This window comes from Fusibacter sp. QWL-12 (assembly GCF_058683495.1).
Window position 1 is genome coordinate 1,050,340 of record NZ_CM178745.1, and the last position, 25,940, is coordinate 1,076,279.

Annotated in this window: 26 protein-coding genes and 1 other annotated feature; of the genes, 6 read left to right on the forward strand and 20 right to left on the reverse strand. The window is 39.9% G+C overall.

The annotated features are described in order from the left end of the window. Positions 1-88 precede the first annotated feature (88 nt). From AC4PID_RS05495 to AC4PID_RS05505, 3 genes are read right to left on the reverse strand one after another with little or no spacing between them, the layout of a single operon-like run. Complete coding sequence (locus AC4PID_RS05495; RefSeq protein WP_492134562.1) at positions 89-1,723, reverse strand: CotH kinase family protein; 1,635 nt, start codon at positions 1,721-1,723, stop codon at positions 89-91. 36 nt (positions 1,724-1,759) lie between these two features. Then, the gene (locus AC4PID_RS05500) at positions 1,760-2,446 is read right to left on the reverse strand and encodes a DUF4956 domain-containing protein (protein ID WP_492134563.1); all 687 of its coding nucleotides are present in this window, start codon (positions 2,444-2,446) and stop codon (positions 1,760-1,762) included. Beyond that, a complete protein-coding gene (locus AC4PID_RS05505; protein ID WP_492134564.1) occupies positions 2,404-3,240 on the reverse strand; it encodes a polyphosphate polymerase domain-containing protein in 837 nt (278 codons plus the stop codon). The genes AC4PID_RS05500 and AC4PID_RS05505 overlap by 43 nt, the downstream gene beginning before the upstream one ends. A 191-nt stretch (positions 3,241-3,431) precedes the next feature. Between AC4PID_RS05505 and AC4PID_RS05510 the strand changes: the two genes are divergently transcribed. After that, positions 3,432-4,109 carry a response regulator transcription factor gene (locus AC4PID_RS05510; protein WP_492134565.1) on the forward strand — a complete coding sequence of 226 codons (678 nt, stop codon included), beginning with the start codon at positions 3,432-3,434 and terminating at the stop codon, positions 4,107-4,109. Next, entirely contained in the window at positions 4,109-5,389 is a 1,281-nt protein-coding gene (locus AC4PID_RS05515; RefSeq protein WP_492134566.1) for a sensor histidine kinase, read from the forward strand. The genes AC4PID_RS05510 and AC4PID_RS05515 overlap by 1 nt, the downstream gene beginning before the upstream one ends. A gap of 284 nt (positions 5,390-5,673) precedes the next feature. On the opposite strand, the gene AC4PID_RS05520 is transcribed toward AC4PID_RS05515, so the two are convergent. Next, positions 5,674-6,480 (reverse strand): P-loop NTPase, encoded by an 807-nt coding sequence (locus tag AC4PID_RS05520; RefSeq protein WP_492134567.1) that lies wholly within the window; start codon positions 6,478-6,480, stop codon positions 5,674-5,676. A gap of 32 nt (positions 6,481-6,512) precedes the next feature. Further along, positions 6,513-6,773, reverse strand: coding sequence for a hypothetical protein (locus tag AC4PID_RS05525; protein ID WP_492134568.1), 261 nt, complete (start codon positions 6,771-6,773; stop codon positions 6,513-6,515). Between the two features lie 166 nt (positions 6,774-6,939). Between AC4PID_RS05525 and AC4PID_RS05530 the strand changes: the two genes are divergently transcribed. From AC4PID_RS05530 to AC4PID_RS05540, 3 genes are read left to right on the forward strand one after another with little or no spacing between them, the layout of a single operon-like run. Continuing rightward, entirely contained in the window at positions 6,940-7,602 is a 663-nt protein-coding gene (locus AC4PID_RS05530) for a cobalamin B12-binding domain-containing protein (RefSeq protein ID WP_492134569.1), read from the forward strand. Then, positions 7,599-8,765, forward strand: a complete 1,167-nt coding sequence (locus tag AC4PID_RS05535) for an ABC transporter permease (RefSeq protein ID WP_492134570.1) — start codon at positions 7,599-7,601, stop codon at positions 8,763-8,765. Before AC4PID_RS05530 ends, AC4PID_RS05535 begins: the two co-directional genes overlap by 4 nt. Further along, entirely contained in the window at positions 8,758-9,450 is a 693-nt protein-coding gene (locus AC4PID_RS05540) for an ABC transporter ATP-binding protein (protein WP_492134571.1), read from the forward strand. Before AC4PID_RS05535 ends, AC4PID_RS05540 begins: the two co-directional genes overlap by 8 nt. A 96-nt stretch (positions 9,451-9,546) precedes the next feature. Here the strand turns inward: AC4PID_RS05540 and aspS are convergent, their stop codons facing one another. The 10 genes from aspS to AC4PID_RS05590 all read right to left on the reverse strand — a co-directional run bounded on the left by aspS (position 9,547) and on the right by AC4PID_RS05590 (position 20,292). Further along, a complete protein-coding gene (gene aspS, locus AC4PID_RS05545; RefSeq protein WP_492134572.1) occupies positions 9,547-10,935 on the reverse strand; it encodes an aspartate--tRNA(Asn) ligase in 1,389 nt (462 codons plus the stop codon). Positions 10,936-11,017: 82 nt separating this feature from the next. After that, positions 11,018-11,346: a binding site (T-box leader), on the reverse strand. 41 nt (positions 11,347-11,387) lie between these two features. Then, complete coding sequence (locus AC4PID_RS05550) at positions 11,388-12,008, reverse strand: SOS response-associated peptidase (protein WP_492134573.1); 621 nt, start codon at positions 12,006-12,008, stop codon at positions 11,388-11,390. Positions 12,009-12,049: 41 nt separating this feature from the next. Further along, a complete protein-coding gene (locus AC4PID_RS05555; RefSeq protein ID WP_492134574.1) occupies positions 12,050-13,396 on the reverse strand; it encodes a M20/M25/M40 family metallo-hydrolase in 1,347 nt (448 codons plus the stop codon). Between the two features lie 15 nt (positions 13,397-13,411). Beyond that, positions 13,412-14,125, reverse strand: coding sequence for a hypothetical protein (locus AC4PID_RS05560; protein ID WP_492134575.1), 714 nt, complete (start codon positions 14,123-14,125; stop codon positions 13,412-13,414). Between the two features lie 12 nt (positions 14,126-14,137). Further along, positions 14,138-14,860, reverse strand: coding sequence for a DUF5058 family protein (locus AC4PID_RS05565; RefSeq protein WP_492134576.1), 723 nt, complete (start codon positions 14,858-14,860; stop codon positions 14,138-14,140). An 8-nt stretch (positions 14,861-14,868) separates the two neighbouring features. Beyond that, a complete protein-coding gene (locus AC4PID_RS05570; RefSeq protein WP_492134577.1) occupies positions 14,869-16,239 on the reverse strand; it encodes a Na+/H+ antiporter NhaC family protein in 1,371 nt (456 codons plus the stop codon). Between the two features lie 17 nt (positions 16,240-16,256). Further along, a complete protein-coding gene (locus AC4PID_RS05575; protein ID WP_492134578.1) occupies positions 16,257-16,955 on the reverse strand; it encodes a FadR/GntR family transcriptional regulator in 699 nt (232 codons plus the stop codon). 277 nt (positions 16,956-17,232) lie between these two features. Next, on the reverse strand, positions 17,233-18,669 hold the full coding sequence (locus AC4PID_RS05580; RefSeq protein WP_492134579.1) for a sensor histidine kinase: 1,437 nt from the start codon (positions 18,667-18,669) through the stop codon (positions 17,233-17,235). A 7-nt stretch (positions 18,670-18,676) separates the two neighbouring features. Continuing rightward, positions 18,677-19,354, reverse strand: a complete 678-nt coding sequence (locus tag AC4PID_RS05585) for a response regulator transcription factor (RefSeq protein ID WP_492134580.1) — start codon at positions 19,352-19,354, stop codon at positions 18,677-18,679. A gap of 80 nt (positions 19,355-19,434) precedes the next feature. Beyond that, positions 19,435-20,292 carry a helix-turn-helix domain-containing protein gene (locus AC4PID_RS05590; protein WP_492134581.1) on the reverse strand — a complete coding sequence of 286 codons (858 nt, stop codon included), beginning with the start codon at positions 20,290-20,292 and terminating at the stop codon, positions 19,435-19,437. A 144-nt stretch (positions 20,293-20,436) separates the two neighbouring features. Between AC4PID_RS05590 and AC4PID_RS05595 the strand changes: the two genes are divergently transcribed. Beyond that, complete coding sequence (locus tag AC4PID_RS05595) at positions 20,437-21,105, forward strand: uracil-DNA glycosylase (protein WP_492134582.1); 669 nt, start codon at positions 20,437-20,439, stop codon at positions 21,103-21,105. A 101-nt stretch (positions 21,106-21,206) separates the two neighbouring features. Here the strand turns inward: AC4PID_RS05595 and AC4PID_RS05600 are convergent, their stop codons facing one another. The 5 genes from AC4PID_RS05600 to AC4PID_RS05620 form a co-directional block, all read right to left on the reverse strand. Next, complete coding sequence (locus AC4PID_RS05600) at positions 21,207-21,506, reverse strand: hypothetical protein (RefSeq protein ID WP_492134583.1); 300 nt, start codon at positions 21,504-21,506, stop codon at positions 21,207-21,209. 91 nt (positions 21,507-21,597) lie between these two features. After that, positions 21,598-21,861 carry an HPr family phosphocarrier protein gene (locus AC4PID_RS05605; RefSeq protein ID WP_492134584.1) on the reverse strand — a complete coding sequence of 88 codons (264 nt, stop codon included), beginning with the start codon at positions 21,859-21,861 and terminating at the stop codon, positions 21,598-21,600. A gap of 17 nt (positions 21,862-21,878) precedes the next feature. Next, entirely contained in the window at positions 21,879-23,141 is a 1,263-nt protein-coding gene (locus tag AC4PID_RS05610; RefSeq protein ID WP_492134585.1) for a zinc-binding dehydrogenase, read from the reverse strand. Between the two features lie 40 nt (positions 23,142-23,181). Further along, positions 23,182-24,111, reverse strand: coding sequence for a 1-phosphofructokinase (gene pfkB / locus AC4PID_RS05615; protein WP_492134586.1), 930 nt, complete (start codon positions 24,109-24,111; stop codon positions 23,182-23,184). Between the two features lies 1 nt (position 24,112). Beyond that, positions 24,113-25,939 carry a PTS mannitol transporter subunit IICBA gene (locus AC4PID_RS05620; RefSeq protein WP_492134587.1) on the reverse strand — a complete coding sequence of 609 codons (1,827 nt, stop codon included), beginning with the start codon at positions 25,937-25,939 and terminating at the stop codon, positions 24,113-24,115. Position 25,940 lies beyond the last annotated feature (1 nt).

The following is a 25,940-nucleotide window of genomic DNA, read 5'->3' on the forward strand; positions in this document are numbered from 1 at the left end:
CCTCCTTATTCGTTCTACTATGGTTGTTATACGCTATGAATCTTAAAAAAGTATTAAATTAGCATTATTATTGAGTTAATCAGCATTTTTACTGGATTTCCAGCTGTCCTTTTAAGTTCTCAATTCGCCCTAACATGATATTTATAATCGAAACATCGCTACCACTCAAGCTCATGCCGCCCATTTGACGGCCATCCTTTTGATCACCTTCAGGTCTAGCTCTATCTCCATTTTGTGGCTGTACTAGATTGCTTCCATCCGCATTCTGATTTGGTACTTGTTCAGAACTTTCTATGGAAGCTGAACTCTCTGCATCTACTGGCGGCATTTGACCGTCAGTTGGAACCTGTCCATTCGTTGGTGCTTGCCCTTTATTTGGAAACTGTCCATTTTCAGGTATTTGGCCATTTTCTGGTATTTGTCCTTTACCAAATGCACCATCTTGTCCACCCTGGAAGTTACTATTTGCTTCGACCGCTCCACCCTCTAAATAAGTGGTCGCTGTTATAAACGCGTCGTACGTAACGAATTTAGTTGGATCCGCAGCAACATAGTCGCTTATAAAGGTTTGTAAATGAGTTACTTTTTCCTCAATATCTGAAAGTAGTGACATATAATTTTTGATGTATGCCTCATATTTTACTTTATATTCTGGAACACTTAGTAGGTTGTTGATTAGCGGTACCTTTTCCATGGTTGTCCCAGATATTGGTGTATCGATATCTATAGTGGATTGTCCACCACCTTGGAAGCCTCCAAAGGACATATTATAATCCCAAGGAATGACTACAAACTTACCCTCTTTCTGATACAAATAATAGTTTTGAGCAAAGGTACCATTGTAGCTATCATAATTTTCAAGTACGGTATTTGCAGCGATATAGTTGAGTGCACTGTCTACATCTAAAACACTCTCAATATCGCCTTTTTCACCGGTTGGCATCTCGTTGAGCGTATTAATAAACTTAATAATATCTTCTTTACTTTCATCATTTCCATTTTTCTGTTCTAGTGTGTTGTAGGCACCTGTTTTATCAATGAGAAGATTGCTACCAGATTCGGCTTTGTATAAATTTGAATCATTTTCACCAAAGTTTCGAATGAGGAAACTATCGTCAATTGCTTCTACCATTAAGTAAAAGCCTACTAGCTCACCATTGATATTCACATTGACAAAAGTGCATTCTGGAACATTTAAACCCGCCTCACGCATAGTGGTATAGCTTATATACTCACGTAAATAAGAAGGGTCAGAAAACATGTTGTTTAATACCAACTCATCTAATCCAAGAATGGTTTGATCATCCACGTATTTGTCAAATTTAACTCTAAAGCTATAGCGTTCTGAATCAGAGCTCGCTACTGATTTAAGTGAAGAATTTCCCTTAGTTCTAAAACCGACGTTTTCAACGGTTTGACCATCTAATGTCACGGTTGTTTCATAATAGACTTCATCTTCAGGACTCGCTAATATCTCAACCCAATCAGCAGGATCGATTTGAATGTTAATTTCATGAACGATATCACTTGAAAATAAACTGCTGTAATCTATTGCTGAAGAAGCACTGGTAGACGATGTGTTTACCACCTCTGAACCATTACTATCTTCTATCGCCTCTGAAGAATTATTCTCAATGCTCGCAGCGGTTGTGCAACCTCCCAAAACCATGATTGTAGCTAATACCAGTAGCATTAACCTTTTAAATCTTCCTAGCTTTGACATCTCCTGCCTCCAAAATTTTTTTATCGACTCTATTAATTAAGCTTCGCCAATTAAGTCAGAAACCAGCGTCAAACTGATGTTTAAGTTACCATTTCTACATCTTAGTTCATCTATAAATGCCTTTGTACTAACGTTCTCCTTCAAATCTATTTCATAATAAATTTGATATAAGCTACCGAGTGCCGTCGTTTTCACTCTTTTCAGTAAACATCTATTCGTAAATTGCTTCATTGGCTCTTCAAAAGCAGTTTCATAATCTAAATCTTCAGGAATTGTTATTACCAATTGCTTGGTTTCACTTAAGTCTGATTTAAATCTCGTTTTAAATAATATATACATCACCAAACACAGAATTAATGTAAATACTGCAGCATATGCAAATGCACCTACACCACTAGCGAGACCGGCTGCCATTGCAAATAAAACATAGGCAATGTCTTTTGGTTCTCCTGGAGCTGATCTAAATCGAATGATAGAAAATGCACCAGCCAAACTAAATGCTCTTGCAACATCACTTCCGATTAGCATGATAATAATAGCGATGACTGCAGGAAGTAAAATCATCGTTAATGCAAAGTTCTCAGAGTATCTGCCCTTAGCTGAAGTTTTGTGATAAGTAAAGCTTATCAATCCACCACACATAAAAGCTGCGATGATGGTCATAATCACCTGAGATAGGACTAACGAGCCGCTTGTCGTTGAGGTAAATAAGGATTCAAACATGTAATAGGTTCCCCTTTCATTTCTTTAATTTTAGAATTTGATGTTTCATTTTTCTCTTCATTTTTAACCAGTTGTAGGACCTTTGAAGGTCTTAAATTCTCAGCATGGAGTTGATACTCTCTACCGTATTTAGAAAAACTAGTCGCATACAGCTTGTGGTCTGATAAAAGCTTTACAAACCACATTGGTAATGTTTTTTCAGCTTTAACCTCCATAAGCCATTTGCCCTCTTCTAAAAGCTGGTCGCCATAATCGCCATATTCAAGCCCAAGATCGTATCTTCTCGTTCTAATATTAGTATCAAAGGTCAATCTAAAATCACCGCTAAAAAAGGCTTGGCGATCGTAAGCGATATAAACGATGGGTTTAAGATCATATTGATGCAACATAAAGTTAATTTCCTTTAATACTTGTCTGTTTTGATATGGTTTGCATTCTGGAATCTCGTTGGAAGCAAGAAACGCATACGCTTCATCAAGTAAAAGTGTCGTTCTTCTTTTGTTGACCAATCCTTTGTATTTTTTCTTTATTTCAAGAAAAACTTTTGATTCAAGTTCTGGTACACCATAAGCACGAAGTCTCAGTTTTTCTTTGTAGACTGGCTTTGATAAGGACTTTTTAATTAAGTCGTCATTTGGCGTATCACAATATAGATTACTAATGGTGTAAAATCCATTTTTCACATTGTAAGGATCAAGCTCCATATTGTCTTCAATCAATTTAAGGATCGTTTCATAGGTCTCTTGATCAACAATGAATTTTTTCTCGTATCGATTAAAAACTTCTATACTCATAAAACCCTCCCGGTTAATTTCGTTTGATTTAATGTCATTATAAAAGCCTTTCCTTTAATGAACCTTAAAGCGAATAAATATTTTAAAATCAACGTTTTTAAGGTTCATTAAAGGTAGACTTGCTATTCTAAATCTATAAAATCGGGTATAATAAGTAGGAATTATTATAGAGACCAACCTAGGAGGTATAAATGAGAATTTTACTAGTCGAAGATGAAAAGCATTTGGCTGAGGCAATCTCACAAATCCTAAAAAAGAACAATTATACAGTAGATATGGTTCACGACGGAGAAGATGGACTGGATTATGCACTGAGCGATATATACGATTTAATTTTGCTGGATATTATGTTGCCAAAGTTAAATGGAATTGAGGTACTTAAAGAAATAAGAAAAGAAGGCATTTCTGTACCGGTATTGATGCTAACAGCTAAAGGTGAGATCAGCGATCGCGTTACTGGACTCGATAGTGGCGCAGATGATTATTTACCAAAGCCATTTGCCACTGAAGAACTGCTTGCCAGAATCAGAGCTTTGTCTAGAAGAAAAGGTGAGGTGCCAACTACAGATGATCTAGAGTTTGGTGATATAACCTTAACCCCCTCTACGTTAATGCTGACAAAAGGCGCAACAGAAATCAAGCTAACACTTAGAGAATGTGAGCTAATGGAGTTTTTAATCCTAAGAAAAGGACTCATCGCCTCTAAAGAAATGATTATTGATAAGCTTTGGGGATTTGATTCTGAAGCTGAACACAACAATGTCGAAGTTTATATCTCTTTTTTAAGAAAAAAATTGAGTTTTTTAAAATCTAATGTGGTCATAGCAACTACGCGAGGCGTAGGGTATGCACTGGAGGTCAATAAGTAATGTTTAAGAAATTAAGAAATCGATTGCTATTAATGAACCTTTCAATCATTTCGATCTTGATGTTGATTTCATTTTCAACCATTTATTTCATTACATCTAATAATATTCACGATGCAATACAACAAGACTTGTTTCGAGTCGCTGACATCAACAAAAACGATAAAATTGTATTACCCAAAATAGATGTTTTTGGAATTGAGGTCGTTGCTCCTGAATATAATAAAGATGAAAAAGATGATAAGGCTAATGATAAATTTTCTCAAGAAAGATTGACAGGTTTTATTATTGAAACGGATGATAATTTTCAAATGACCTCTTGGCTATCCTTTTTCTCTGCAGATGATACGTTCTTCGAGGCGGCGCTTTCAGCGGTTAAGCCAGAAGATCGTGCCACAGGTGACTTCGATCTTGACGATAGCCATTGGGCATATATGGTTCAAAAGAGACCGTCGGGTTATGTAATCGCTTATGTGGATATGTCTACACAAAAACAAGTGCTTGACCGTCTAATTCTAACTTTTATAGCGGTCTCTGTTGGTATGTTTGTCCTAATCTTTTTTATAAGTAGTTTTTTAACTGAACGTTCGATAAAGCCAATTAAAGAATCCTACTATAAACAAAAACAGTTTATTTCAGATGCATCTCACGAGCTTAAAACGCCACTTGCGGTGATCCATACCAATGTAGATGTTCTTCTAACAAACACAGACGAACAAAATAAAAAATGGCTCGAATACATCAAATCAGAAGTTGAACGCATGGGCCATTTGACAAATGATCTATTATATCTCACTCAAATGGAAGGTGCCGAGGATCATCAAATGATGAAAACCACATTTAATATCAGTGAACGTTTAGAGCATATTTTACTCGGGCTTGAGGTCGTCGCATTTGAGAAAAACATATCACTGAGTTATGATATTGCACCTGATATTGAGATGCACGGCAATGCCGAGCAGGTTTCTCAGGTAATGATGATTTTACTCGATAACGCCATTAAGTATACGCAAACCGGTGGTGAAATATCAATTCTTCTAGGTAAGAGTACACATCATATTAACCTATCTGTCTCCAACTCAGGAGAAGGTATTTCCGAGGAAGATTTACCATATGTTTTCGACCGCTTCTACCGAGCAGATAAGGTTCGTTCAAGAGAAAGTGGCAGCTATGGCTTAGGGCTTTCCATCGCCAAAACCATCGTCGAGCAGCACAATGGTAAAATTACCTGCGAAAGCAAGGTTGGCGATCAAACTAATTTCACTGTGCGCTTTAAGCTATAGTTATTAAATTTAAGTACATGCGTTATGAAATGTTAAAGGAGATATATCACATCAATTGTGTTAGATGTGTTATATCTCCTTTTTAATTTAACTTTCATCAATATAATGTGAGCACAAATAACTCTCTCCAGAGGATCTGTCCTCGGCTGGTCGTAATCTTCGATTACTGCTCGCCAATGCATCCTAGTATGCACTGCGGAGCCTCCTACGAGAGTTATTTATGCTCACATTTATTTCAATATTATATAGCCTTTAATCTAATTTGTTAATAAAACTATACTACATTAAAATTGAATATCCACGAGGAAGCGACTGCCTTTCATAGCTTCAATCTTCTCTGCGAATGGTACAAGTGCTTCTGTTTCAAGCAATTCTACCATACCCTTATCACATGCTGCAGCATTTTTAGGGTCAATTGGGAGCTTAGCAAGTACTTCTAAATTGTGTTCTTTTGCAACTGCTTCTGACTGGCTTTCACCGAAAATAAGATGCTCTTTATCACAGTCAGGACATTTGAAATACGACATGTTTTCAACGAGTCCAAGGATAGGCACATTCATCATGCTCGCCATTTTTACTGCTTTAGCGACGATCATAGAGACCAGATCCTGTGGCGTTGTGACGATAATCATACCATCAACAGGAAGATTTTGTAGTACAGTTAACGCTACGTCACCCGTTCCTGGTGGCATATCGACAAACATATAATCCACATCACCCCAAACGACATCTGTCCAGAACTGCTTAACGGCACCACCTATCATTGGGCCTCTCCATACAACTGGATCTGTATCGTTGGCTAACAGTAAGTTAATCGACATTAACTTAATGCCCATACGTGATTCAACTGGCATGATGCCTAGTTCATTAGAGCTAGCTTTCTCTGTTACACCAAAGCTTTTAGGAATGGATGGACCCGTAATATCCGCATCTAAAATAGCGGTTTTGTGTCCTCTACGGTTCATCTCTACTGCCATAAGTGATGTCACCAGTGACTTACCAACACCACCTTTACCACTTACAACGCCTATCACTCTTTTTATCTTACTAAAATCATGAGGTTTAGCAACACCTAGACCTTGATTGCTCATTATTGCCTCCTGTTTATCCATTTACGATTCGATTATTGACAGCACTGTCCTACCACTTCAGTTTCATCTTCAGTAGTTTCTTCTGTTTCATTCGATTCAGAACTACCACAGCAGCCTTGCTTGCCATGTGCATGTCCGTGTCCGTGACCATGGCCCTCACCGTGACCTTTACCGCCGCCACAACATCCGCCGCGTTTTTCACCTTCTATTTGTACGCCTTGAGCGCCCTTGTGATGTCCGTGACCGCCACAGCATCCTCCTTGTTTTGGTCCTGTTCCGTCTCTATTTGGCATAGTAACCTCCTAATTGTTTTCTAAATTAAGTATAAAACGTTTTCGGCATATGTCAATAATTTGCATAAAAGTTTTTTTATGAATCCCGTTCATTTTTTTGCTTAAAACGGTTATTTCATTGTTTCTACGGGTATAGATATTCAAAATACTAAGGAGGCAATCGCAGATGTCCTATCAAAAAAATTATTCAGAGTTTTTAAATGCGCTTCATCAATTTGATAAAAATGCAGTCGTTGCTCAGTCGATGTCCCTCTTGGAAAGTGGACAGGTCAATATCGTCGACCTTTATGAAAATTACTTGGCAAAGGGTTTATCGGAAATTGCGAGTAATAATAAAAGCCAAAGTATTCCAATTTGGCAAGAGCATGTCATGAGCAATATCGTACGCTCAGTCATAGAAATTAGTTATCCATATGTACAAAAGGAAAAAAATGATATTGGTAATAATACACCGACTTTAAAAGCTGTAGTTCTCTGTCTTTCAGAGGAATATCACGACCTTGGTGCCCGAATGGTACAAGACTTTTTAGAAATACTTGGATTTGATACTTTGTTTATTGGTGCAAATACACCCGATCATGAAATTGAAGATGCAATTGCATCCATTCAACCTAATCTGGTTTGTATCAGTATTACCAGCTATTATCATTTAACACAGCTCCACAAGCTTGCGGAATCTCTAGACGCCAAGTTCACTCCTAGACAGTTTAAACTTGCTATCGGTGGTTATGCTGTCAACAGTAGCAATAATGTTTTTAAACAACTGTCCGTGGATCACTTTATCACTTCTTTTGAAGATTTGAAAGACGTAAAGGAGGGACTATTATGAGACTCTCCTTCAGAATCGCCTTAAGATTCCTATTATCCAATAAAGGACAAACTTTTTTAATTCTTCTTGGGATTGCTATCGGTATCTCCGTACAAATTTTTATTGGTTCTTTAATTCAAGGCTTACAAGCAAGCTTGTTAGATGCAACGATTGGAAGTTCTCCGCACATTACCATCAGCGCGAGTGAAAAAAATACGCCTATGGATAAGAGTCAGCAGCTCATCCAATCTGTAAAAAATTCTGATGCTACAATCACCTCACTTTCAGATTCTATCACCATCGGTGCTTTTATTAAAACAGGGGATCGTAGTGAGCAAGTTGTCGTTCGAGGATTTGATTTTAACCTTTCAAACGCTATCTATAAGTTTGATGAAAGACTAGATGCAAACTCACAGTTACCAGCTAATGATAATGAAGTGATCATTGGAAAAGGCATTGCTGACGAGTTTGATCTAAGCAAAGGAGACACCATCGAACTCCTCTCAGTGGATGGTACTACTGTAAACGCTACTATCGCAGGTGTGTTTGATCTAAAAGTTGCAGCGATTAACCAGTCTTGGGTGCTAGGTACTAAGGCCTTGGCGCGAGATATAACTGGCTATACCGATGATCAAGTCAGCGAGATCGAACTACAAATTGAAGCACCCTTTGATGCAGATCATGTCAGTGCGACGATTGCGAGCAACATAAACAACAGCGATATTAAGGTCGTTGATTGGAAATCACAAAACGAACAGCTCTTAAGTGGTCTCAGTGGACAAAGCACCTCTAGCTTGATGATTCAAGTGTTTGTCGTGATCTCTGTCGTCCTAGGCATCGCAAGTGTCCTTGCGATTTCAGTGATGCAAAAGTCTAGACAGCTTGGTATCCTCAAAGCGATGGGAATCAATGATGCGATGGCGAGTACCATCTTCTTATCTCAAGGGGTTTTACTTGGATTAGGCGGTGCTGTACTGGGCATCTTATTTGGCTTTGGTTTGCTTTATTCATTTACAACGTTTGCACTTAATCCAGATGGCACACCGGTTGTCCCTATTTTGATTAGTCCAAGCTTTATTGCCCTTTCAGGTGCAATTGCAGTTATTGCCTCAACGACAGCTTCATTAATCCCAGCTCTTAAATCTCGCAAACTCTCACCAATGGAGGTAATTAAAAATGGCTAATTTAATTGAACTCAGACAAGTTTCTAAAATATATGGCACATCAGTTAAGACCAAGGTTTTACACGAGGTCGATCTAAATATTGCACAAGGCTCGTTTAATGGCATTATCGGTGCTTCAGGGAGTGGGAAAAGTACACTACTCAACCTGATTGGCACCTTAGATAAACCCTCAAATGGTCAGGTTTTGATAGATGGCATCGAGACGTCCAAAATGAAGGCCAATGCACTGGCAAAACTGAGAAATCAAACCATAGGTTTTGTGTTTCAGTTTCATTATCTTTTACCTGAATTTACAGCACTAGAGAATGTACTGATGCCTTACTATATCAAAGGCAAGAAAATCGATAAGAAACTTAACGATCGTGCAGAGGAGTTGCTTGAGCTAGTAGGCTTGACTAAGGTTAAAAACAATCTCGCTGGCAATATGTCTGGTGGTCAGCAACAAAGAACTGCTATTGCAAGGTCGCTGATTAATCAACCCAAGTTAATTCTCGCAGATGAGCCTACTGGTAATCTGGATAGTGAGACAACGGAACAGGTTTACGAACTTCTAAGAGAAATTCATAAAACCTATAACACGACCTTCGTCATCATCACTCATGATCGTCGCATCGCTGAGAAAACCGATCGAATCATTGAAATCAAAGATGGTCGTATCTTTAGTGATTTCTCTAAGATATTTTGATAAACCACTCAGTCTTAAATATTCACATGAACAACTACTAAATAAGGCTTCAAAACGATTTTGTCAACGGAATCGTTTTGAAGCCTTTAACTTTTATTATGGCACCAATCTTTGTCCATCTCTTGGGAATAAGGATGTACGTCTTACATTGCTAAAGCCAAGTAAGAGCGCAGTCAATCTTTCAAGTCCAATCGCTAGTCCCCCATGAGGTGGCGCACCATATTTAAAGGCTTCCAGATAGCTCTCGTACTGCTCAGGATCTAATCCCTTTTCTCTCATGGATTGGATGAGCATGTCTAAACGGTGAATCCTTCTGCCTCCTGTTGTGATTTCCATCCCTCTAAATAGTAAGTCAAAGCTGTGTGTCTCTTCCTCACCACAAGGCATTGTATACATTGGTCTTTTTCGTTTTGGATAGTGGGTTAAAAAGACAAACTCTGATCCAGTCGTCTCATAAATGTATTGACTGATTAACTTTTCGCCTTCAGGATCTAGGTCACCTTCCAGCTCGGTTTTACCATAGTTTTCTTTCAAGATTGCGATTGCTTCAGACAGCTTCATATGGGGGATTTCATTTGGTACTTCAGGTAGTGTCACCTCTAATATTGAAAGTTCATTATTACCATTTTCTTTAAGACTGCTCATTATAGATCTTAAAAGCTCTGTTTCAAGTCTCATTAATTCGTCTTCATGAAAGATGAAACCCATTTCTAAGTCAAGGCTGACGTATTCGTTCAGATGGCGACTGGTACTGTGCGCCTCAGCTCTAAAGACGGACCCCACTTCAAAGACGCGTTCCATACCTGAGATTACCATCATTTGCTTATAGAATTGTGGACTTTGCGCAAGATAAGCAGTTTCACCAAAATAGTCCAACTTAAAGACATTTGCACCGCCTTCAGCACCTTCCTTTACCAGCTTAGGCGAGTGAATTTCTGTAAAGCCCTGTGCGCTTAAAAACTGTCTGAAACCTTCTCCAATGAGGCTTTGAATTTTAAATATCGCTTGTTCCTTCGGATGTCTAAGACTGAGAATACGATGCTTGAGTAGGGTTTCCAGCTGAACCTCTATCTCTTTACCGTTTACAGCCACAGGCAGTTCGCCAGCTGCAGGGTTTAAAACTGCTATGCGCTCACCTGCAATTTCAAAGTCTGCATAGTCATTTTTCCCTTTCACTTTTTTACCCGTCAAGCATACGACGGTTTCAAGGGTTAATTCAAGAGGTTCAATTAACTCCGGTGCAAAGGCGCATTGGACTAGCCCAGTTCGGTCTCTTAAAATGATAAACACAACGGTTTTTAGGCGTTTGATTCGATGCACCCAGCCCATCAAGCATACGGTTTCATCTGAGTTAACTCTAATTCCTGCGTTTGATTTAGATTCTGCTTTTGCCACAATCAGGTTGTGTTCACTTTCAGTTACTGGTTCCTTAAGACTGTTAATTAGACTTCTTTTAAGCCCTTTCATTTCCATTACTTCTTTCATATCGTTTCTCCTCTCTTTACTTTTGTATGAGGGGATTACCACAATGAGATTATGGCTAAAAAAACACCCCTCGAACGACTGTTCAAGGGGCGTACGAATACGCGGTGCCACCCTATTTCAACTTTTATTAAGTCACATGACGACTACAAAATTTTAAAATTGTATGCCTTTGATGTGGGCAATACCAAAAAAATAAAACCTCCGCCCCATATAGGAGCGAAGGTGTCTTCACGGTACCATCCTACTTTAACAAAAGTCCTTTAATCCCTATAACGTGGGTTACGGCATTTTCTACTCTTTTCAAAAATGCACCTTACGAATGTCTTTCCATCTCGTTTCACTATGAGGCTCACACCACTCCCTCACTCGCTTAAGCTCTGTTAGATGTACTCTTTCGATCATTGGTATTGGCAGTATCATAACAAATGCATTTTAAGTTGTCAAGACAGGACTTAAATATCAAGTTTAATTTGTCCTAGATCTGAAGGTTGATCCTTCAAAGAGAGTAATAGCGCCCCAATATCTGCATTAAGAACTGAGGTGATCTCCGACTCATCCGCTGCTTCGCTTAACCAAAGATCCACTTCTTCAGGCTTTAGCATCAACGGCATGCGTTCATGAATTTGATGCATATCGGCATTCGCCTCTCTTGTGACGATACTAAAGGCCCATTCTTCTTCGCCATTCTTATCCAGCTGCTTTCTATAAATCCCTGCAAAGCACATCAAAGCATGATCGGGAAGTTCAACCGAATAGCCTGTTTTTTCTGCATTCCATTCATAGAATCCTGTGGCTGGTACCACACATCTTTTCGATCTTATAGCCTCTTTAAACAGCCATTTGTCAAAGATGCCCTCTGATCGACTGTTAAAGATGACCCTTTTATCCTCAGGTCTTCTAAAGCCCCAGTTCATCTGTCCAAAACGCCTTTCACTTTTGTGCTCTATCACTACGGGTGCACTTTGTGCTGGAAATACTGTATCTTTGGGAATGTTCACAGCCGGTTTATACTTGATTTTAAAATAATTGAGTAAAAATTCCGCGTCTGCATCGAGATAAAATCGACCACACATAGACACCCCTCCCAACTTGATTAAACGACTTTATTTATAACTTAATAATGTTTAAGTAACGCCTTGTAAAAGTCCACTGCTTCTAATAGTCCTTTGATGGTGATGCGTTCGTCATTGCTGTGAATGAGACCCCTTTCGGTCTTCGATAGCGCCATCGCTGAGAAGCGAAGCACGTTTTTCGACACCTCACAAAAATGTCTTGAATCACTTCCGGCAAGCATCAAATAAGGTGATACCACTGCATTTGGCCATACGGCTTCAATTGCATTTTTCACGTTTTTAAAGCCTGTGCTGTCAGAAGGAGAATCCGGCGACGCCTCACGACGCTCATGTACAGTCACTATGAGATCTGGCTCGCCACTAACTTTCTTGATGTGTGCAATCACGTCATCTATTTTATCGGTACCCAAAATTCTAAGGTTTAAGCCAATTGTCGCAACTGGCGGCATGACGTTAAAGGCTTTACTGCCCGCCATCTTAGTCGGTGCAATAGTAGTGCGAATCATGGCGTTCATCTCGCCACCCTGCTTTGTAAAATACCATTTTAATAGAGGTGCAAAAACATTAAGATGCTTAAAGATAAATTTGTAAACGCCCTCTGACTCCTTGCCTAGCGTCTTAAACATATCGCTCACTGGCGGTGTGAAATGCGCCTGAAGTGGATTTTGCTCCAGTTTTATGAGCACCTTCGCCAGTCGCGTCACCAAGGTCTGTGCCGGTGGTGCCGATGAGTGGCCGCCTTGCCCTTCAAGGCTGATGGAAACGTCCAAGTATCCCTTTTCTCCGACACCGATTAGCGCGCACGGCTTCTTAAGACCAGGGAAAACCTCTTCTACAACAGCGCCCCCCTCATCTAACACGAGTGCTGGTTCTATACCAAGCGATTTTAGATGACGAACGATGCTCGGTGCCGAATCGCCTGATATTTCTTCATCTCCTGAAAAAGAAAGATAGATATCGTTTTTCGGTACAAACCCTTGATCGAGATTTTCTTCCACTGATTCCATGACGGCAAAAAGAGTGCCTTTTGTGTCCAGTGTTCCCCTGCCCCAGATGGCATCCTCTTTAATCAGTGCATCAAACGCAGGCACAGTCCAAAGCTCCTCGTTAACGGGAACGACATCGTAATGTGACATAAGTACAATGGGTGCACCTGTTTCTCGACCTTTAAGGTGAAATAACAGTCCCGTTGGACCGTGATGTGTTTTTTCACATGCAGCATGGATGCTAGGATATAACTGCGCTAATGTATTTTCAAACTGTTTGAAAACTGCAAAGTCTATCTTTTCAGGATCGTTATATGAAATGGTCTTAATTTTGATTAGCTCTTGAAACCGTTCAATTCTCGATGCTTTAGAAAACTTTTCTTTAATATTTTCGCTACTCACGTTCATCCACCCTTTCTATTTGTCTTCTAGTAAACCCTTTTTATATAAAATCCGCGCTGTAACGATGGCGATCAAAGCTCCTACTGGTACCAAAACCGACACAGAGCTCGCCAGAGAAGGCACTAGAATAAACAATAGGCACATAAAGACCAATGGTGCCATCGCAATTTTCCAGTTTTTACTGACATAGACTACAGCAAGACCACCGAACAACGCTGGCAGAATGTTGTCAAATGCTGGCTTTAGTAGTTCAGAATTTAAAATCGGAGTCAGAGGTGTCAACATCAATACGCCTAAGGCGATAATCAACGTCGTTACAATAGATGATGTCGCTATGGCGATCGTCGAGATAACCTCGCCCTCAAGTGTCCCTTGGCTCACCTTTGCATTTTCCATGGCATAGAGTGCACAGGGTACCTTTAGATTGGTCAGATTACCAGTGACAAACCCTAGATAGGAACCGCCTGAGCCAAGCATCGGCGTATAAGTTAAAATCTCAATAACCGCTACCGTCCAAAAGATAGGTGCAACGCCTAAAAGACCTTTTATCACACTGCTTGCTGCTGGCCATGCACTGAAATAGGTACTAATCAGTACAGGAATGCCCAGCATCATAAAAAATGCACAAAGCATCCAGATTCGTCCGAAGGTATGCACTGAGGCCTCATATGACTTTGTTGATTTTGACTTTGTTGAATTTGATTTTGCTTGCTGATTTAAATTAGACATATCCAGCACCCCCTAAACTATCACGCGTGTAATGAGGATTACAAATCCCATTGCACCGAGTATACTAAATGGCAACGCGTAGTCCTGAAGCCACCTGAGCTTGTATTTTTTCAGTAAAAGCCCGCAGATAATCATAATCGCAGCTGAGCTCAGCAAGACGAAAATTGGAATAAATCCCTTTAGACCTTCTCTTATGTCCGCAAAAACAACCCCTAGAAAGGCGGAAATCATCCCAAGGAAGATGGCAGTTACAAAGAGCTCGCCCCACTTCTCATCTTTTTTCTTTACCGATTCCAGACCACTCTGAATCTTTTTAAGAAAAAGTGGAATCAAAATAACACTTGGGATAATACCTATGGTCATAACCCAGGCAATGGTACTGAAAACCACAGGATCCTTAATTTGCTCTGAAACGGAAACACCAACTGATGCCGCCGCTGAAGCTGCTGCAGTCAGCTCATAGGTAATCGCCCCCAATATACTAAGCCTAATCCAAGGTAGTGGTAAGCCTAGAAATTTCGATAGTGAAATAACGCCGAGTAGGATAGAAACGGCAGGTGCTATGGTAAAAACCGCGCTGCTTTTTATCGTTCGCCTAATGGTATCTGAAGTCATCCCCATTACCTTAGCTTGCTTGATCGCTCTATAAAGAAAATAACTGGACTGCGCAATGACAAAAACGATCACGCCAAGTGCCAATAAATACATAAATCCACTATTGCTATTAAATGCCATAACGCCTCCTATAACCCGTATTGTAGCCAGTAGCCCACACTGAGACCCACCAGAGATAAAATTGCTAATACCGCTTGAAACGGCAGAACAAACCTAAGCCATTTGCCATAGCTCATCTTTGATAAACCCAGCGCAATGAGTAAAACTGCATTGGTTGGATACATGATGTTGGAGAAGCCATCTCCAAATTGAAACGCTAATATCCCCAGTTGCCGTCCGATTCCCAAATAATCCATCAAAGGCATCAGAATTGGCATGAGTATAAAAGCCTTTGCACTTCCCGATCCGATAAAAAAGTTCATGGCCATCACCAGCAAAAAGCTGTAAAACAGCGCCACCAATGGCGAAGTATGCTCAAATAAAACAGTTAAATGGTATAAAATTGTGTCTAAAATCTGTCCTTCCATCAGCACGTATTTGATCCCTGTTGCAAGTAAAACCAACAAAATGGCAGGTGACATCTCCTTTGCGCCAGTGAAAAACGTCTTAGCCGTCCACTTTCCAGTGTGTCCACTGAGCCTTGAAACCCCTATCCCAGCTATTAGAAAAAGAAGACCTATAATGGGCAGCGTTACATCCCTGATCCAAGTAACGAATGGCACCATTGCAATCATAATAAACATAATAGCCATTATAGATAAAAAATAGAGCATTACTTTATTAGATACTGCATCCGTCTCGCTTAACTGCGATTGTCCTTCATTAACCTGTGTGGTTTTCTTAGTTTTTCTAACATGTCTTAGAATAAAGAGATACGTAGCGCCATAGATGACTCCGAATACGATGATTCGATACAACGCACCTGAGAACATCGGCAATCCCGCTAGTTCTTGCGCGACACCTATGGTAAATGGATTCGTCACCGCAGCTGCAAAACCCAGCCCAGTCGCTAAGATGCTGACGCCCAGCCCAGTCAGATCATCCCAACCCATACGACTGGCGAGCACAAGCATCATTGGAACCAATGGCACCACCTCTTCGAATACCCCCACAAAGGCACCCAACGACATGAACACTAAAATCAAAAGCGCTAAAAGTCGTTTCTCGTCGGTCTGATAGCGAATGACTATTTTTTGAATGACACTTTCAAGCAATCCCGTCGCTTTTAGTAAGTGAATTGCACCGCCTATTACAAGTAAGAATAAAATAATTGCAATGACCAGAACACCTGAATCACTTCCCAATACAAGGATTGGTGCGGCGAGAATCTGCCAGAACGGTATTCCTGACTTCTCCGCCTGCTCATAAATTCCAGTGATCGGATCAAAGGTTCCACCAGGCACAAGATAAGTCAGTATGCCCGTGGCGACGAGCAGCGCCAAAAGTATCAATATGGCGCTGATAAAGGTCTTAATGACCCCAGTTTGTTTTTCTTCCATGGTTTTCCCCCTATATATCATCTAATTTGTAAACCATTGAAATGAAGATCTATACTTAACCAAGCATAAATCACTTTTTCGTAAAATCCATCGACTGCCTGATTGATTTCTTTTTCATCTGTCCCCCCTAAAACTGCTGTTTCTATAGCCTTCAGCCAGCTGACTACAGAACCCTTGCCACTATGAGCGATGATGGCTTTGCCCACATTGACGACGCCAATTTCAAACTCATTAAATAGCATGGCGTATATGGGATTATCGATGGCTCTGGCTAGCATTTTAACCCAAGCAAACAAATGGCTACCTTCTGAGATTTCCAAATTACTTAGCTGATTGATTAAGTCTTGCTTTCTTTCTAAAGGCAAATGGTTCACTTCATATAAGGTCGCTTTGAGATTGCTGATTAAAAACTGCAGCATGGCTTTATTAAGTGCTGGATACTTACCTCTTTCCAGAGGATAGAGGTGCTCAAGCAAACTGAGCTTTCCCGACTCAGTATAATCATTGACCCGAATGCCTTTGCGAGGAACAATCGTCACGACCCCCTTAGCTTCAAGTCTGATAATCGCCTTATGGATGACAGGTCGGCTAAGCGTCAACTGAATCGCTAGCTCTCTTTCTGGTTCAAGGTATTGTAAGGGTTTATAAAACCCATTTAAAATCCTTTCAAGTATGTAATTTTCCGCTAAGCTTTCAGCTGAGATGGCTTTCGTCATAAAACCCCCTTGTGGTAATACCACAGATTTTATCCTATTATATGACCTTCGTATCAAAGTTGCAAATGTTTTCTCAGAATTTTCTGATATTTATTTGAGTATAAGATAAATGACAATAAAAATCTTAACACCTATCAGCTTTGCCAATAACATAAGTGAGTTTATGGCTTAATAAAAATCTTCAGGCATCGAGCCTTCAGATTTTACCACAAGCGAGATTGTGGCTAAAAAAAAAAGAAGTAAGTTGAGTTCAACTTACTTCTTAATATACAATCTATTACTCTTGTAAATGTTGCGTCTTAGGTATCTCAAACCAAAAATGTGTTTCCCGATTTGGAACTGAGTCCACACCATAATTGAACTGATGCGCCTCCAAAATGCCTTTTACGATCGCCAGTCCAACACCCGAACCCGATGGTTTACCATCCTCTCGCGATTCTATTTGATAAAATCGATCCCAGATTTTGCTCTGTTCTTCGAGTGGAATCCCTTTACCAAAATCAATGATTTCAACGCGATAACCACTGTCATTTGATATCAGTTTTAAAATCACTTTAGCAGCATTTTCACCCACTGCTTGACTATGATGTATGGCATTGGAGGTTAGATTGGTCAACACCTGTATAATCTTTGACCGGTCTGCTGACACGATGGCCATCTCAATATCCGTCTCAAGTTCAACCCTAGTAAAAATCTCAAATTTTAGCTTAATTTGCCTGATTACTTCCATGAGGTCAAACGCATCACGGTCTAAAGCCATTTGACCAGATTGAAGTCTCGATAAATCCATAATGTCCTGAATCATATCGGTCAATCGGTTGGTTTCTTCTATGATGAGGTTAAGCTGTTTGTTGCGCTTCACCGGATCGTCACCAGTAACATCAATCATCGTTTCAGAATATCCTTTGATGACACTGAGAGGTGTCCTTAGTTCATGCGATAGATTGCCAATCAGATCTCTCCTAAGCTGGTCAATCTGTCCTAATGAGTGACCCATCTCCTCGATGTTTCTCGCCAGCTGTCCAATCTCATCACGCCGTATAATCCCAGTCTCAATCTCAAACTGTCCTTCCGCGATCTGTTGAGTGGCTTTCTCTAGCTTCAATAGTGGTCGACTTAATTCTCTAGCAATTAAGAATGCAACTACAGATGCCAAAACAAGAATTATCAAAGTAATCCAAATCAACTGTTGCTTGATAATGCCGACCGTTTCTGAGACCGCTTCTATCGGGGCTGTAACTGCAATAGCCCCTATGACATTGCCATTTGGATCTTTAATAGGATGCGTCATCACCCAATATTCGGTGTCAAATCGCATATGACTGATGATCTCAATCTGAGTTTCACCTAGAAGTGCTGATTCTAACTGCACCGCTAAACTTCTCTTGAACATTTGCTCAAATACCAAGGATTCTTGGTATAAAGATACACCATCGTTGTTAATCAGCATAACACCCAGTCCTGACACCTCGGTCAGGCTTTCTAGCGCATCCAACTGATTACTACTTAGCGCACTTGCAAGATCAGTCGCATCTTGTAGCTTCGACGTCTCAAGTTGACCCGCAACGGCCATAACTTTATCTTCAATTAGGTTAAAATGAACCTTATAATAGAAATTCTCTAAAAAAACCACTTGAAACAACCAAAGTAGCACGATAATCACCATTACAAGCGCCATCAACCAAGCCCAAATTTTACTACGTAACCCCTTCATCGCCACCTCAATTTTTAGGTTCAAACTTATAGCCGACACCCCAAACCGTTACAATAAAGTTTCTATAGTCACCCAAATGCTCTCTCAGCATTTTTATATGAGTGTCCACGGTGCGATCATCGCCATAAAAATCGTAACCCCAAACCGCACTTAAAAGCTGCTCTCTTGAAAAGGCATGTCTTGGATTTTGCATTAAAAAATATAGCAGCTCATACTCCTTTGGCGTTAAAGAAAGGCGTTCACCTTCTCTATCGACCGTACGCGCATTCGCATCTAATATTAAACCGTCGAAAATCAACTTAGAGTCGCTGTCAGTGACAGGCGTCGTCGCACGGGCTAAGACCGCTTTGATTCTAGCAAGCAGTTCTCTTGGACTAAAGGGCTTCACCACATAATCATCTACCCCCATCTCAAACCCAAGTAATTTATCGTACTCTTCACCTCTTGCAGAGAGCATAATAACAGGTATGCGATGTGATTTTCTAATTTCTCTTAGCGTTTGCCAACCATCTAGCTTCGGCATCATCACATCTAAAACGATGAGATCGATCAGATTTTCTTCGACTCTTTTTAGTGCCTCTAGACCGTCAGATGCCTCAAGCAGCGTAAAATCTCCTATCGCCATATATTCTTTAATAATATCTCTGATTTTAGGATCATCGTCTACTAGTAGTATCGTACTCACACGCACACCTCCTCTTTTTATAAATTATATACTGAAATAGATAAAAATTCACAAATAATTGTGTAATTCAGTCACTGCAATCAATCGTTATTGATCTCAAGTCGATTTCTGCCTTTGCGTTTTGCAGCGAACATAGATGCCTCAACTGCTTTTAGAGAAGTCTGAGGATCTACGCCTACTGTTATTGGGATCATACCGATACTTACAGTAAGGTGAATTTCTTGTGCATTAAAATGATAGGGCTCTGAGCACCGCTTGATTATCGCATCGGCTAACGCTTTGATGTTAGAGGCATCATCATCCTTAATCAAAATAATAAACTCATCTGCACCCAATCGGGTGACTTCGGTCTGATAGCCATATGACTTAAGGACTTCCTTCACTCTATGAGGCAGCTCGGTCAGCACAAAATCGCCGCCAATTCTACCAAAATTATCATTAATTCTACCAAAGTAGTCTATGTCAACGTCAATCATATATCCATCACCCAACTGATTAACGCCCTCCATAATTTGGTCGTTGTTCATTTTATAATCGATCTGCATACGCTTGTCCTTCCTTTCAGATATTTTTATCTTCTGTATTTGTGGAAATGTCGCGACAAATTCAGCTCTTTTGCGATAAGCGCTAGGGGACATGCCATATAGGAGCTTAAAAGCCCTTGAAAATGCTTCATAGCTCTCGTATTGAAAATCAAGTGCAACTTCTAAAACCGTTCTGTCCGTTGATGTCAGCAAAAATGCTGCCTCTGACAACCTTCTTTTTCGGATGTACTCCTTAAGCGTCATACCTGTGAGCACTTTAAAAAACTCGTAAAAGCCACTTAAGGACATACAAGCCACACTTGCTACGCGTTCAATATCGATCGCATCATTCAAATGACTCTCAATATATTCTATTGCATCTTGAATGGCATCCACTCTATTTACTAATTGCATGATAGCCTCTTTCTTTGTGAGATCTCATCTTTATTTTAGCTGAATTATGTGATAGATGTATGATATTTTTTCCAATTCAATCGTGACGCATTTAAAAAACGAACAAATTGTGCTAGACTTAAGTAAATTCAGCTTGGAGGTCTTATGGGACAAATATTACAAAACGATTGGAATGATATTTTATCTGGTGAGTTTGAAAAGCCATATTATCTTGCACTTCGACAGTTTTTAATTTCCGAGTATCAAGAACATACCATCTATCCAGACAAAAATGATATTTTTAACGCTTTTCAGTATACGAGCTTTAAAAATCTGAAGGTTGTTCTTTTGGGACAAGATCCTTATCATGGACCTGGTCAAGCACACGGCTTATCCTTTAGCGTAAAGCCAGAGGTGCCAACACCACCTTCGCTTGTAAACATCTTTAAGGAGATGCACGATGATCTCGGTTTAGAGATTCCAAAGCATGGTTATTTGAAACATTGGGCAGAGCAAGGCGTCCTCCTATTGAACACCGTTTTAACCGTTAGAGCCAGCGAAGCCAACTCGCATAGAGGCAAGGGATGGGAGAAGTTCACAGATGAAGTCATCCGCATCATCAACGATAGAAACGACCCTGTGGTATTTTGGCTTTGGGGTAAGCCAGCTCAAAGTAAAGCTGCACTTATTACAAATCCCAATCACCTCATCCTAAAAGCACCACATCCAAGTCCACTTTCTGTGTATCGCGGATTTTGGGGTAGTAAGCCTTTTTCAAAAACAAATGCTTTTTTAATAGAAAATAGAAAAGCGCCCATTGACTGGACGCTATAAGTCTTGAATTTCTAATTATCGATTATAGACAACTAAACGCTTATCAGTAATCGTATGCTTTAGGGCTAATGCCTAACTGAATTCTAATGGTTTATAAAAATTTATTGCACAACTCTAAACTTATCGCCAAATTCGATTTTAAAAAAGTCAATGATGCCTCTTCCGAGTATCTGCTTTTCGATATTGGCGATATAATTTTTTTGAATCGTTTGTAAGGTTAATTCATCATTGGCAAGTGGATTATAATAAACCTTCATTATTTGAGGGAAGTCCACAATAAAAACTTTATTGCCCTTTTCACATACAAATAAAATTTGCCGATTGCGGTTATCAATCTTCATAACTGCTGGTTCAGACTGAAAAAAACCAGTTTTTAAAGTAATGGGGATGTCCATGCTCATTTGATCACCTCATCCCCACTATAAAACGAATTCAATTTTATAACAAGTCCTTTTGACATTTTGTCAATGACAACGCACTTATTTTATCTGACTATTCACCGAAGTTATTATCAATTAACGCTTTTAAAGCAGCTAATGCAGCTTCCTCATCAGCACCTTCAACTTCAAGTTTGAGTTGATCGCCTTTAGAGGCTGCAATCTTCATAAGACCCAACATACTTTTGCCATTGACCTTAGTATCTCCTTTGAAAAGCGCTACTGAAGATTGAAACTTACCACATTCTTGAACGAAAAGTCCCGCTGGTCTAGCGTGTAATCCATGTGTATTTTGAAGTGTAAACTCGTATACTTTCATATTATTCTCCCTCACAATTAATCTACATTATAGTAAGCCAGTAGGTATGCTTCTGCCTCTGCATTCCATAAACCATCGTATTTATCTACTAGCTCTGCAAGCTTCGCAAATAATGGATCTGTTTTGCCAAGCTCTGCGAAATCATCTATGGCAGTAAGCGGCATATTGATATGGTTGTAAACTAATTTTTTTCCACCTGGAATGTTTGGAAGATCCATAACCGCATCTATCGTACAGTCTAAGCCTCCGATGTGTGTCAGCATAACTGAAGGATTTATGAGATTTTTAGCGGACATATCCAACGCTTCTATCAAGTCGTCGGTATTTCCGCCAGTTGACCCCATAATATGCGTATTGTTGTAGTGTACGTTATAAAGGTTAATAGGCGCTGTAAATTCAGTATTCGTAGGACCTGCAAAGAAGTTCATACAGCCATCGTATGCTAAAATCTTATCCCCTTGCTCAACTAAAGGTACCACTGGTGCATAGACGAAAACATCATCATAACCATGACCATCGGTTAAGCTTCTAAGATGTGCAACAGGATCATCGTAACTCGCTGTATTCACATAAATTAATTCAACGCCTTTTGCAGCTGCTTTCTCTGGTGAAATAAACTTAGCAGCTCTGTTTAAACGGTCATCAGAAATATCTGTCACTACGATTTTTGATGGTTTGTTTTCAATTGCAAGTGCATAATCGATTGCACCAAGCCCCATTGGGCCAGCACCACCTAGTATGGCAACAAAGCCGTCCTTCTTTGTCCCCATTACATGCTCATATTTATATGGCACTGTATGGTAGCTTGCATGATAGCCGCCAATGATACATGACATTGGTTCACCTAATGAAGCACCAAAATAGCTGTCACCATCATAAATCAGTAGGCAACCTAGCTCCATGACTTCTGGTGGAATAACATTATAAGTTGCATTGCCACCGAAAAACTCATAAGAATAACCTGGTGAATAAGGACTACCTTTATAGTTAAGCGCTGGTTGAAGTGAAAACTTCATACCTGGTTTGAATTTATCTTGATGCACCTTACCTACTTCTACGATTACACCTGCCATTTCATGGCCAACGATAATTGGATGCTCTGCAATGTTTTCTGGAACACGTTTGTGTTTGCTACCTTGCTTTACTGCTTTAAAAGTTGACATACAGATACTGTCTGAAACCACCTTAACTAGTATTTCATCTTCTTTGATTTCTGGGAGTTCAAACTCTTCAAGTCTAAGGTCATCTTGACCATACATTCTTACTGCTCTTGTTTTCATATATTTACTCCTCTTTTTAACGTTATCTATGGGTTTCTGTTTAAATTTGATCTATAACGACCAAATCCAGTTGATTCATAATCCATTCAACATTCATAGGCTTTGTCCCAACGGTCATAACTGCTCCTGCACTCGTTGCAACTGATAATTTCAAACATTCATTTAAACCCAATTCTCGGTCTAGTCCATAGACAAATGCACCTACAAAAGCATCACCTGCACCAACTGAACTATGTGCCTCAACTTTAAGTGGTCTCAGCCTGAATGCATGGTCTTTGTCACAGTAAAATGCACCCTCACCACCCAGTGAGATAAATACATTTTCGACGCCTTTTTCTATAAAATGAGCTCCTGCAACTTTAAGATCAGCATCTGTTGGTATTTCATGACCGAAATACACTTCAAGTTCATGACGATTGGGTTTAATAAAATCAGGTTTGGCTTTAATCCCTTCGACAAATGCATCTCCAGAGGCGTCTAAAAATACGGTAGCACCTGCATTTTTACCAACTGCTACGAGATCTGCATAATAAGTTGAAGAAATTGACTTTGGCGCACTTCCAGAGATGACTAGGATATCGCCACTTTTAAGCAGTTTGCCTATTTTATCTAGCAAGGCTTCTGTTTCAGCTCCAGTTACCAATGGACCAGGTTCATTGATTTCTGTCGTTTCATGTGTCGCCGCATCAAACACTTTCATGTTCGTTCTGGTCTCACCTTGAATCCTGATAAAAGACTGTTCTATTTCAAGTCTTTCAAGGGCATCAGAGATATATTTACCTGCAGATCCACCTAAAAATCCAGTTGCGATACTTTTACCACCCAATGACTCTACGACTTTAGATACATTGATTCCCTTACCTCCTGGATCTTGAAGTGTATTTAGAACCTTATTGAGCTGGGCAATTTCAAAATTCTTAACCTCTATGGTTTTATCAATTGCTGGATTCAGCGTCACCGTTAGAATCATGCTACATCATCCCTTCACTTGAAAAAAGTTCATAGATATAGTTTGGATCAGTCGTTGTCAGCATTTTTTCAAGAATTGCGTCATCCTCAATCGCTTCAGCAATGTTCGCAAGTAATTGAATATGCTCATTGCCCTTTCCAGCGATGCCGATGACAATTTTAGCTAGCTTTCCTTCTCCAAAACTTACACCATTTGGGTATTGAACCAAGACGATTCCAGACTCGAAGATAACATCTTTAACGCTATTTTCACCATGTGGAATAGCGACATTGTTGCCAATGTAAGTAGAAAACTTCTGCTCTCTCGCTAGCATTCCATCGATGTATCCTTCTCCAACATAGCCACTCTTAGTTAACAGCTCTCCTGCATGTCTAATTGCTTCTTCCATAGTTACAGATTCACGATTTAAGATAATATTTTCCTTCATTAGTATTTCATTTGGTTTGCTCATCTCTTCTTTTACCTCCGTTATAATACAATATGCCTTTATAGCATCAACCAACTGTTCATAGACTTCCTTGTTAAGAAAATCTTTTATGCCAATATGAATCGCGCCCGGTGCTTGTCGCTTCGCTCTGTTAAGGAGGTCCGTGTATGTGATGACTAAATCTGAATCAGATGGGATTGCATCTATCGGTACATTTACAACGGGTAAATTCATCTGGTTTTGTTTCACAACCTTTGTTAATAGTGATGCACCTAAAGCACTGGAACCCATGCCAGCATCACATGCAAACGTTATTTTGGTAATCTTCCGCCCTTGTGGTAAGGCATCAAAGATCAGTTCGAAATTTTGTTTTTCTTGTGTTTCTTCTTCTGTATCCTGAAGTGGATACCTCTTGAAAATGAGATAGGACAGTATAAATGTAACCACCATAGATACAGTGACTCCTGCAATAACACCAAGAATTTGATCTCTAGGGGTTAATGCGAGAACGGCAAATATACTTCCCGGTGAGGGTGTCGCTCTGAGACCTGCGCCGAGTAATTGAAAAACAAATGTACCACTCATGCCACCCAGTATGACTGCGCCAAAAAGAGCTGGACGCATAACGACATACGGAAAATAAATTTCGTGAATCCCACCTAAAAAGTGGATAATCATCGCGCTTGGTGCATTATTTTTTGCAATTCCTTTTGTATAAAACCAGTAGGCGAGCAATATGCCAAGACCAGGACCTGGGTTAGTCTCTAATAAGAAAAAGATTGAGCTACCATGTGCCAACGCATCTTCAATGCCTAATGGTCCAAGGATGCCGTGATTGATTGCATTGTTTAAAAATAAAATTTTCCCTGGTTCAATAAAGATAGCAGACATAAACAATAGTCCACGATCTAAAACAAAAGCTACTCCTGATTTAAGTAGTTCATTGAGTAAAACGATCAAAGGTCCAACAGCTTTAAAGGAAACTAACGTGAGTGCAACCCCTATGATGCCTGCGCTAAAATTAGTCACTAACATCTCAAAACCTGCTGGAATTCGATCTTTTGAAAATTGATCGAACCTATTTAATAGCCATGCGCTGAGTGGTCCCATAATCATCGCACCAATAAACATTGGAATATCTGCGCCTGCTATAAGACCAAAAGTCCCTATAACGCCTATGACTCCCCCTCTTGTACCCCCGATGTTTTTACCGCCGGTATAGGCAATCAAAAGAGGTAGTGCATAAAAAATCATAGGTCCAATAATTTGTTCAAGTTCTGCATTGGGCAACCAGCCATCCGAATGAAACAGAGTGGTTAAAATTCCCCAAGCGATAAAAGCACTAATATTTGGCATCACCATTCTAGACAAGAAACGACCGGATTTTTGTAAGCGCTCCATA

Coding starts and splice junctions, on each gene's coding strand:
- AC4PID_RS05495 (WP_492134562.1), bottom strand. CDS start 1,723: ATGTCAAAGCTAGGAAGATTTAAAAGGTTAATGCTACTGGTATTAGCT.
- AC4PID_RS05500 (WP_492134563.1), bottom strand. CDS start 2,446: ATGTTTGAATCCTTATTTACCTCAACGACAAGCGGCTCGTTAGTCCTA.
- AC4PID_RS05505 (WP_492134564.1), bottom strand. CDS start 3,240: ATGAGTATAGAAGTTTTTAATCGATACGAGAAAAAATTCATTGTTGAT.
- AC4PID_RS05510 (WP_492134565.1), top strand. CDS start 3,432: ATGAGAATTTTACTAGTCGAAGATGAAAAGCATTTGGCTGAGGCAATC.
- AC4PID_RS05515 (WP_492134566.1), top strand. CDS start 4,109: ATGTTTAAGAAATTAAGAAATCGATTGCTATTAATGAACCTTTCAATC.
- AC4PID_RS05520 (WP_492134567.1), bottom strand. CDS start 6,480: ATGAGCAATCAAGGTCTAGGTGTTGCTAAACCTCATGATTTTAGTAAG.
- AC4PID_RS05525 (WP_492134568.1), bottom strand. CDS start 6,773: ATGCCAAATAGAGACGGAACAGGACCAAAACAAGGAGGATGCTGTGGC.
- AC4PID_RS05530 (WP_492134569.1), top strand. CDS start 6,940: ATGTCCTATCAAAAAAATTATTCAGAGTTTTTAAATGCGCTTCATCAA.
- AC4PID_RS05535 (WP_492134570.1), top strand. CDS start 7,599: ATGAGACTCTCCTTCAGAATCGCCTTAAGATTCCTATTATCCAATAAA.
- AC4PID_RS05540 (WP_492134571.1), top strand. CDS start 8,758: ATGGCTAATTTAATTGAACTCAGACAAGTTTCTAAAATATATGGCACA.
- aspS (WP_492134572.1), bottom strand. CDS start 10,935: ATGAAAGAAGTAATGGAAATGAAAGGGCTTAAAAGAAGTCTAATTAAC.
- AC4PID_RS05550 (WP_492134573.1), bottom strand. CDS start 12,008: ATGTGTGGTCGATTTTATCTCGATGCAGACGCGGAATTTTTACTCAAT.
- AC4PID_RS05560 (WP_492134575.1), bottom strand. CDS start 14,125: ATGTCTAATTTAAATCAGCAAGCAAAATCAAATTCAACAAAGTCAAAA.
- AC4PID_RS05565 (WP_492134576.1), bottom strand. CDS start 14,860: ATGGCATTTAATAGCAATAGTGGATTTATGTATTTATTGGCACTTGGC.
- AC4PID_RS05570 (WP_492134577.1), bottom strand. CDS start 16,239: ATGGAAGAAAAACAAACTGGGGTCATTAAGACCTTTATCAGCGCCATA.
- AC4PID_RS05575 (WP_492134578.1), bottom strand. CDS start 16,955: ATGACGAAAGCCATCTCAGCTGAAAGCTTAGCGGAAAATTACATACTT.
- AC4PID_RS05580 (WP_492134579.1), bottom strand. CDS start 18,669: ATGAAGGGGTTACGTAGTAAAATTTGGGCTTGGTTGATGGCGCTTGTA.
- AC4PID_RS05590 (WP_492134581.1), bottom strand. CDS start 20,292: ATGCAATTAGTAAATAGAGTGGATGCCATTCAAGATGCAATAGAATAT.
- AC4PID_RS05595 (WP_492134582.1), top strand. CDS start 20,437: ATGGGACAAATATTACAAAACGATTGGAATGATATTTTATCTGGTGAG.
- AC4PID_RS05600 (WP_492134583.1), bottom strand. CDS start 21,506: ATGAGCATGGACATCCCCATTACTTTAAAAACTGGTTTTTTTCAGTCT.
- AC4PID_RS05605 (WP_492134584.1), bottom strand. CDS start 21,861: ATGAAAGTATACGAGTTTACACTTCAAAATACACATGGATTACACGCT.
- AC4PID_RS05610 (WP_492134585.1), bottom strand. CDS start 23,141: ATGAAAACAAGAGCAGTAAGAATGTATGGTCAAGATGACCTTAGACTT.
- pfkB (WP_492134586.1), bottom strand. CDS start 24,111: ATGATTCTAACGGTGACGCTGAATCCAGCAATTGATAAAACCATAGAG.
- AC4PID_RS05620 (WP_492134587.1), bottom strand. CDS start 25,939: ATGGAGCGCTTACAAAAATCCGGTCGTTTCTTGTCTAGAATGGTGATG.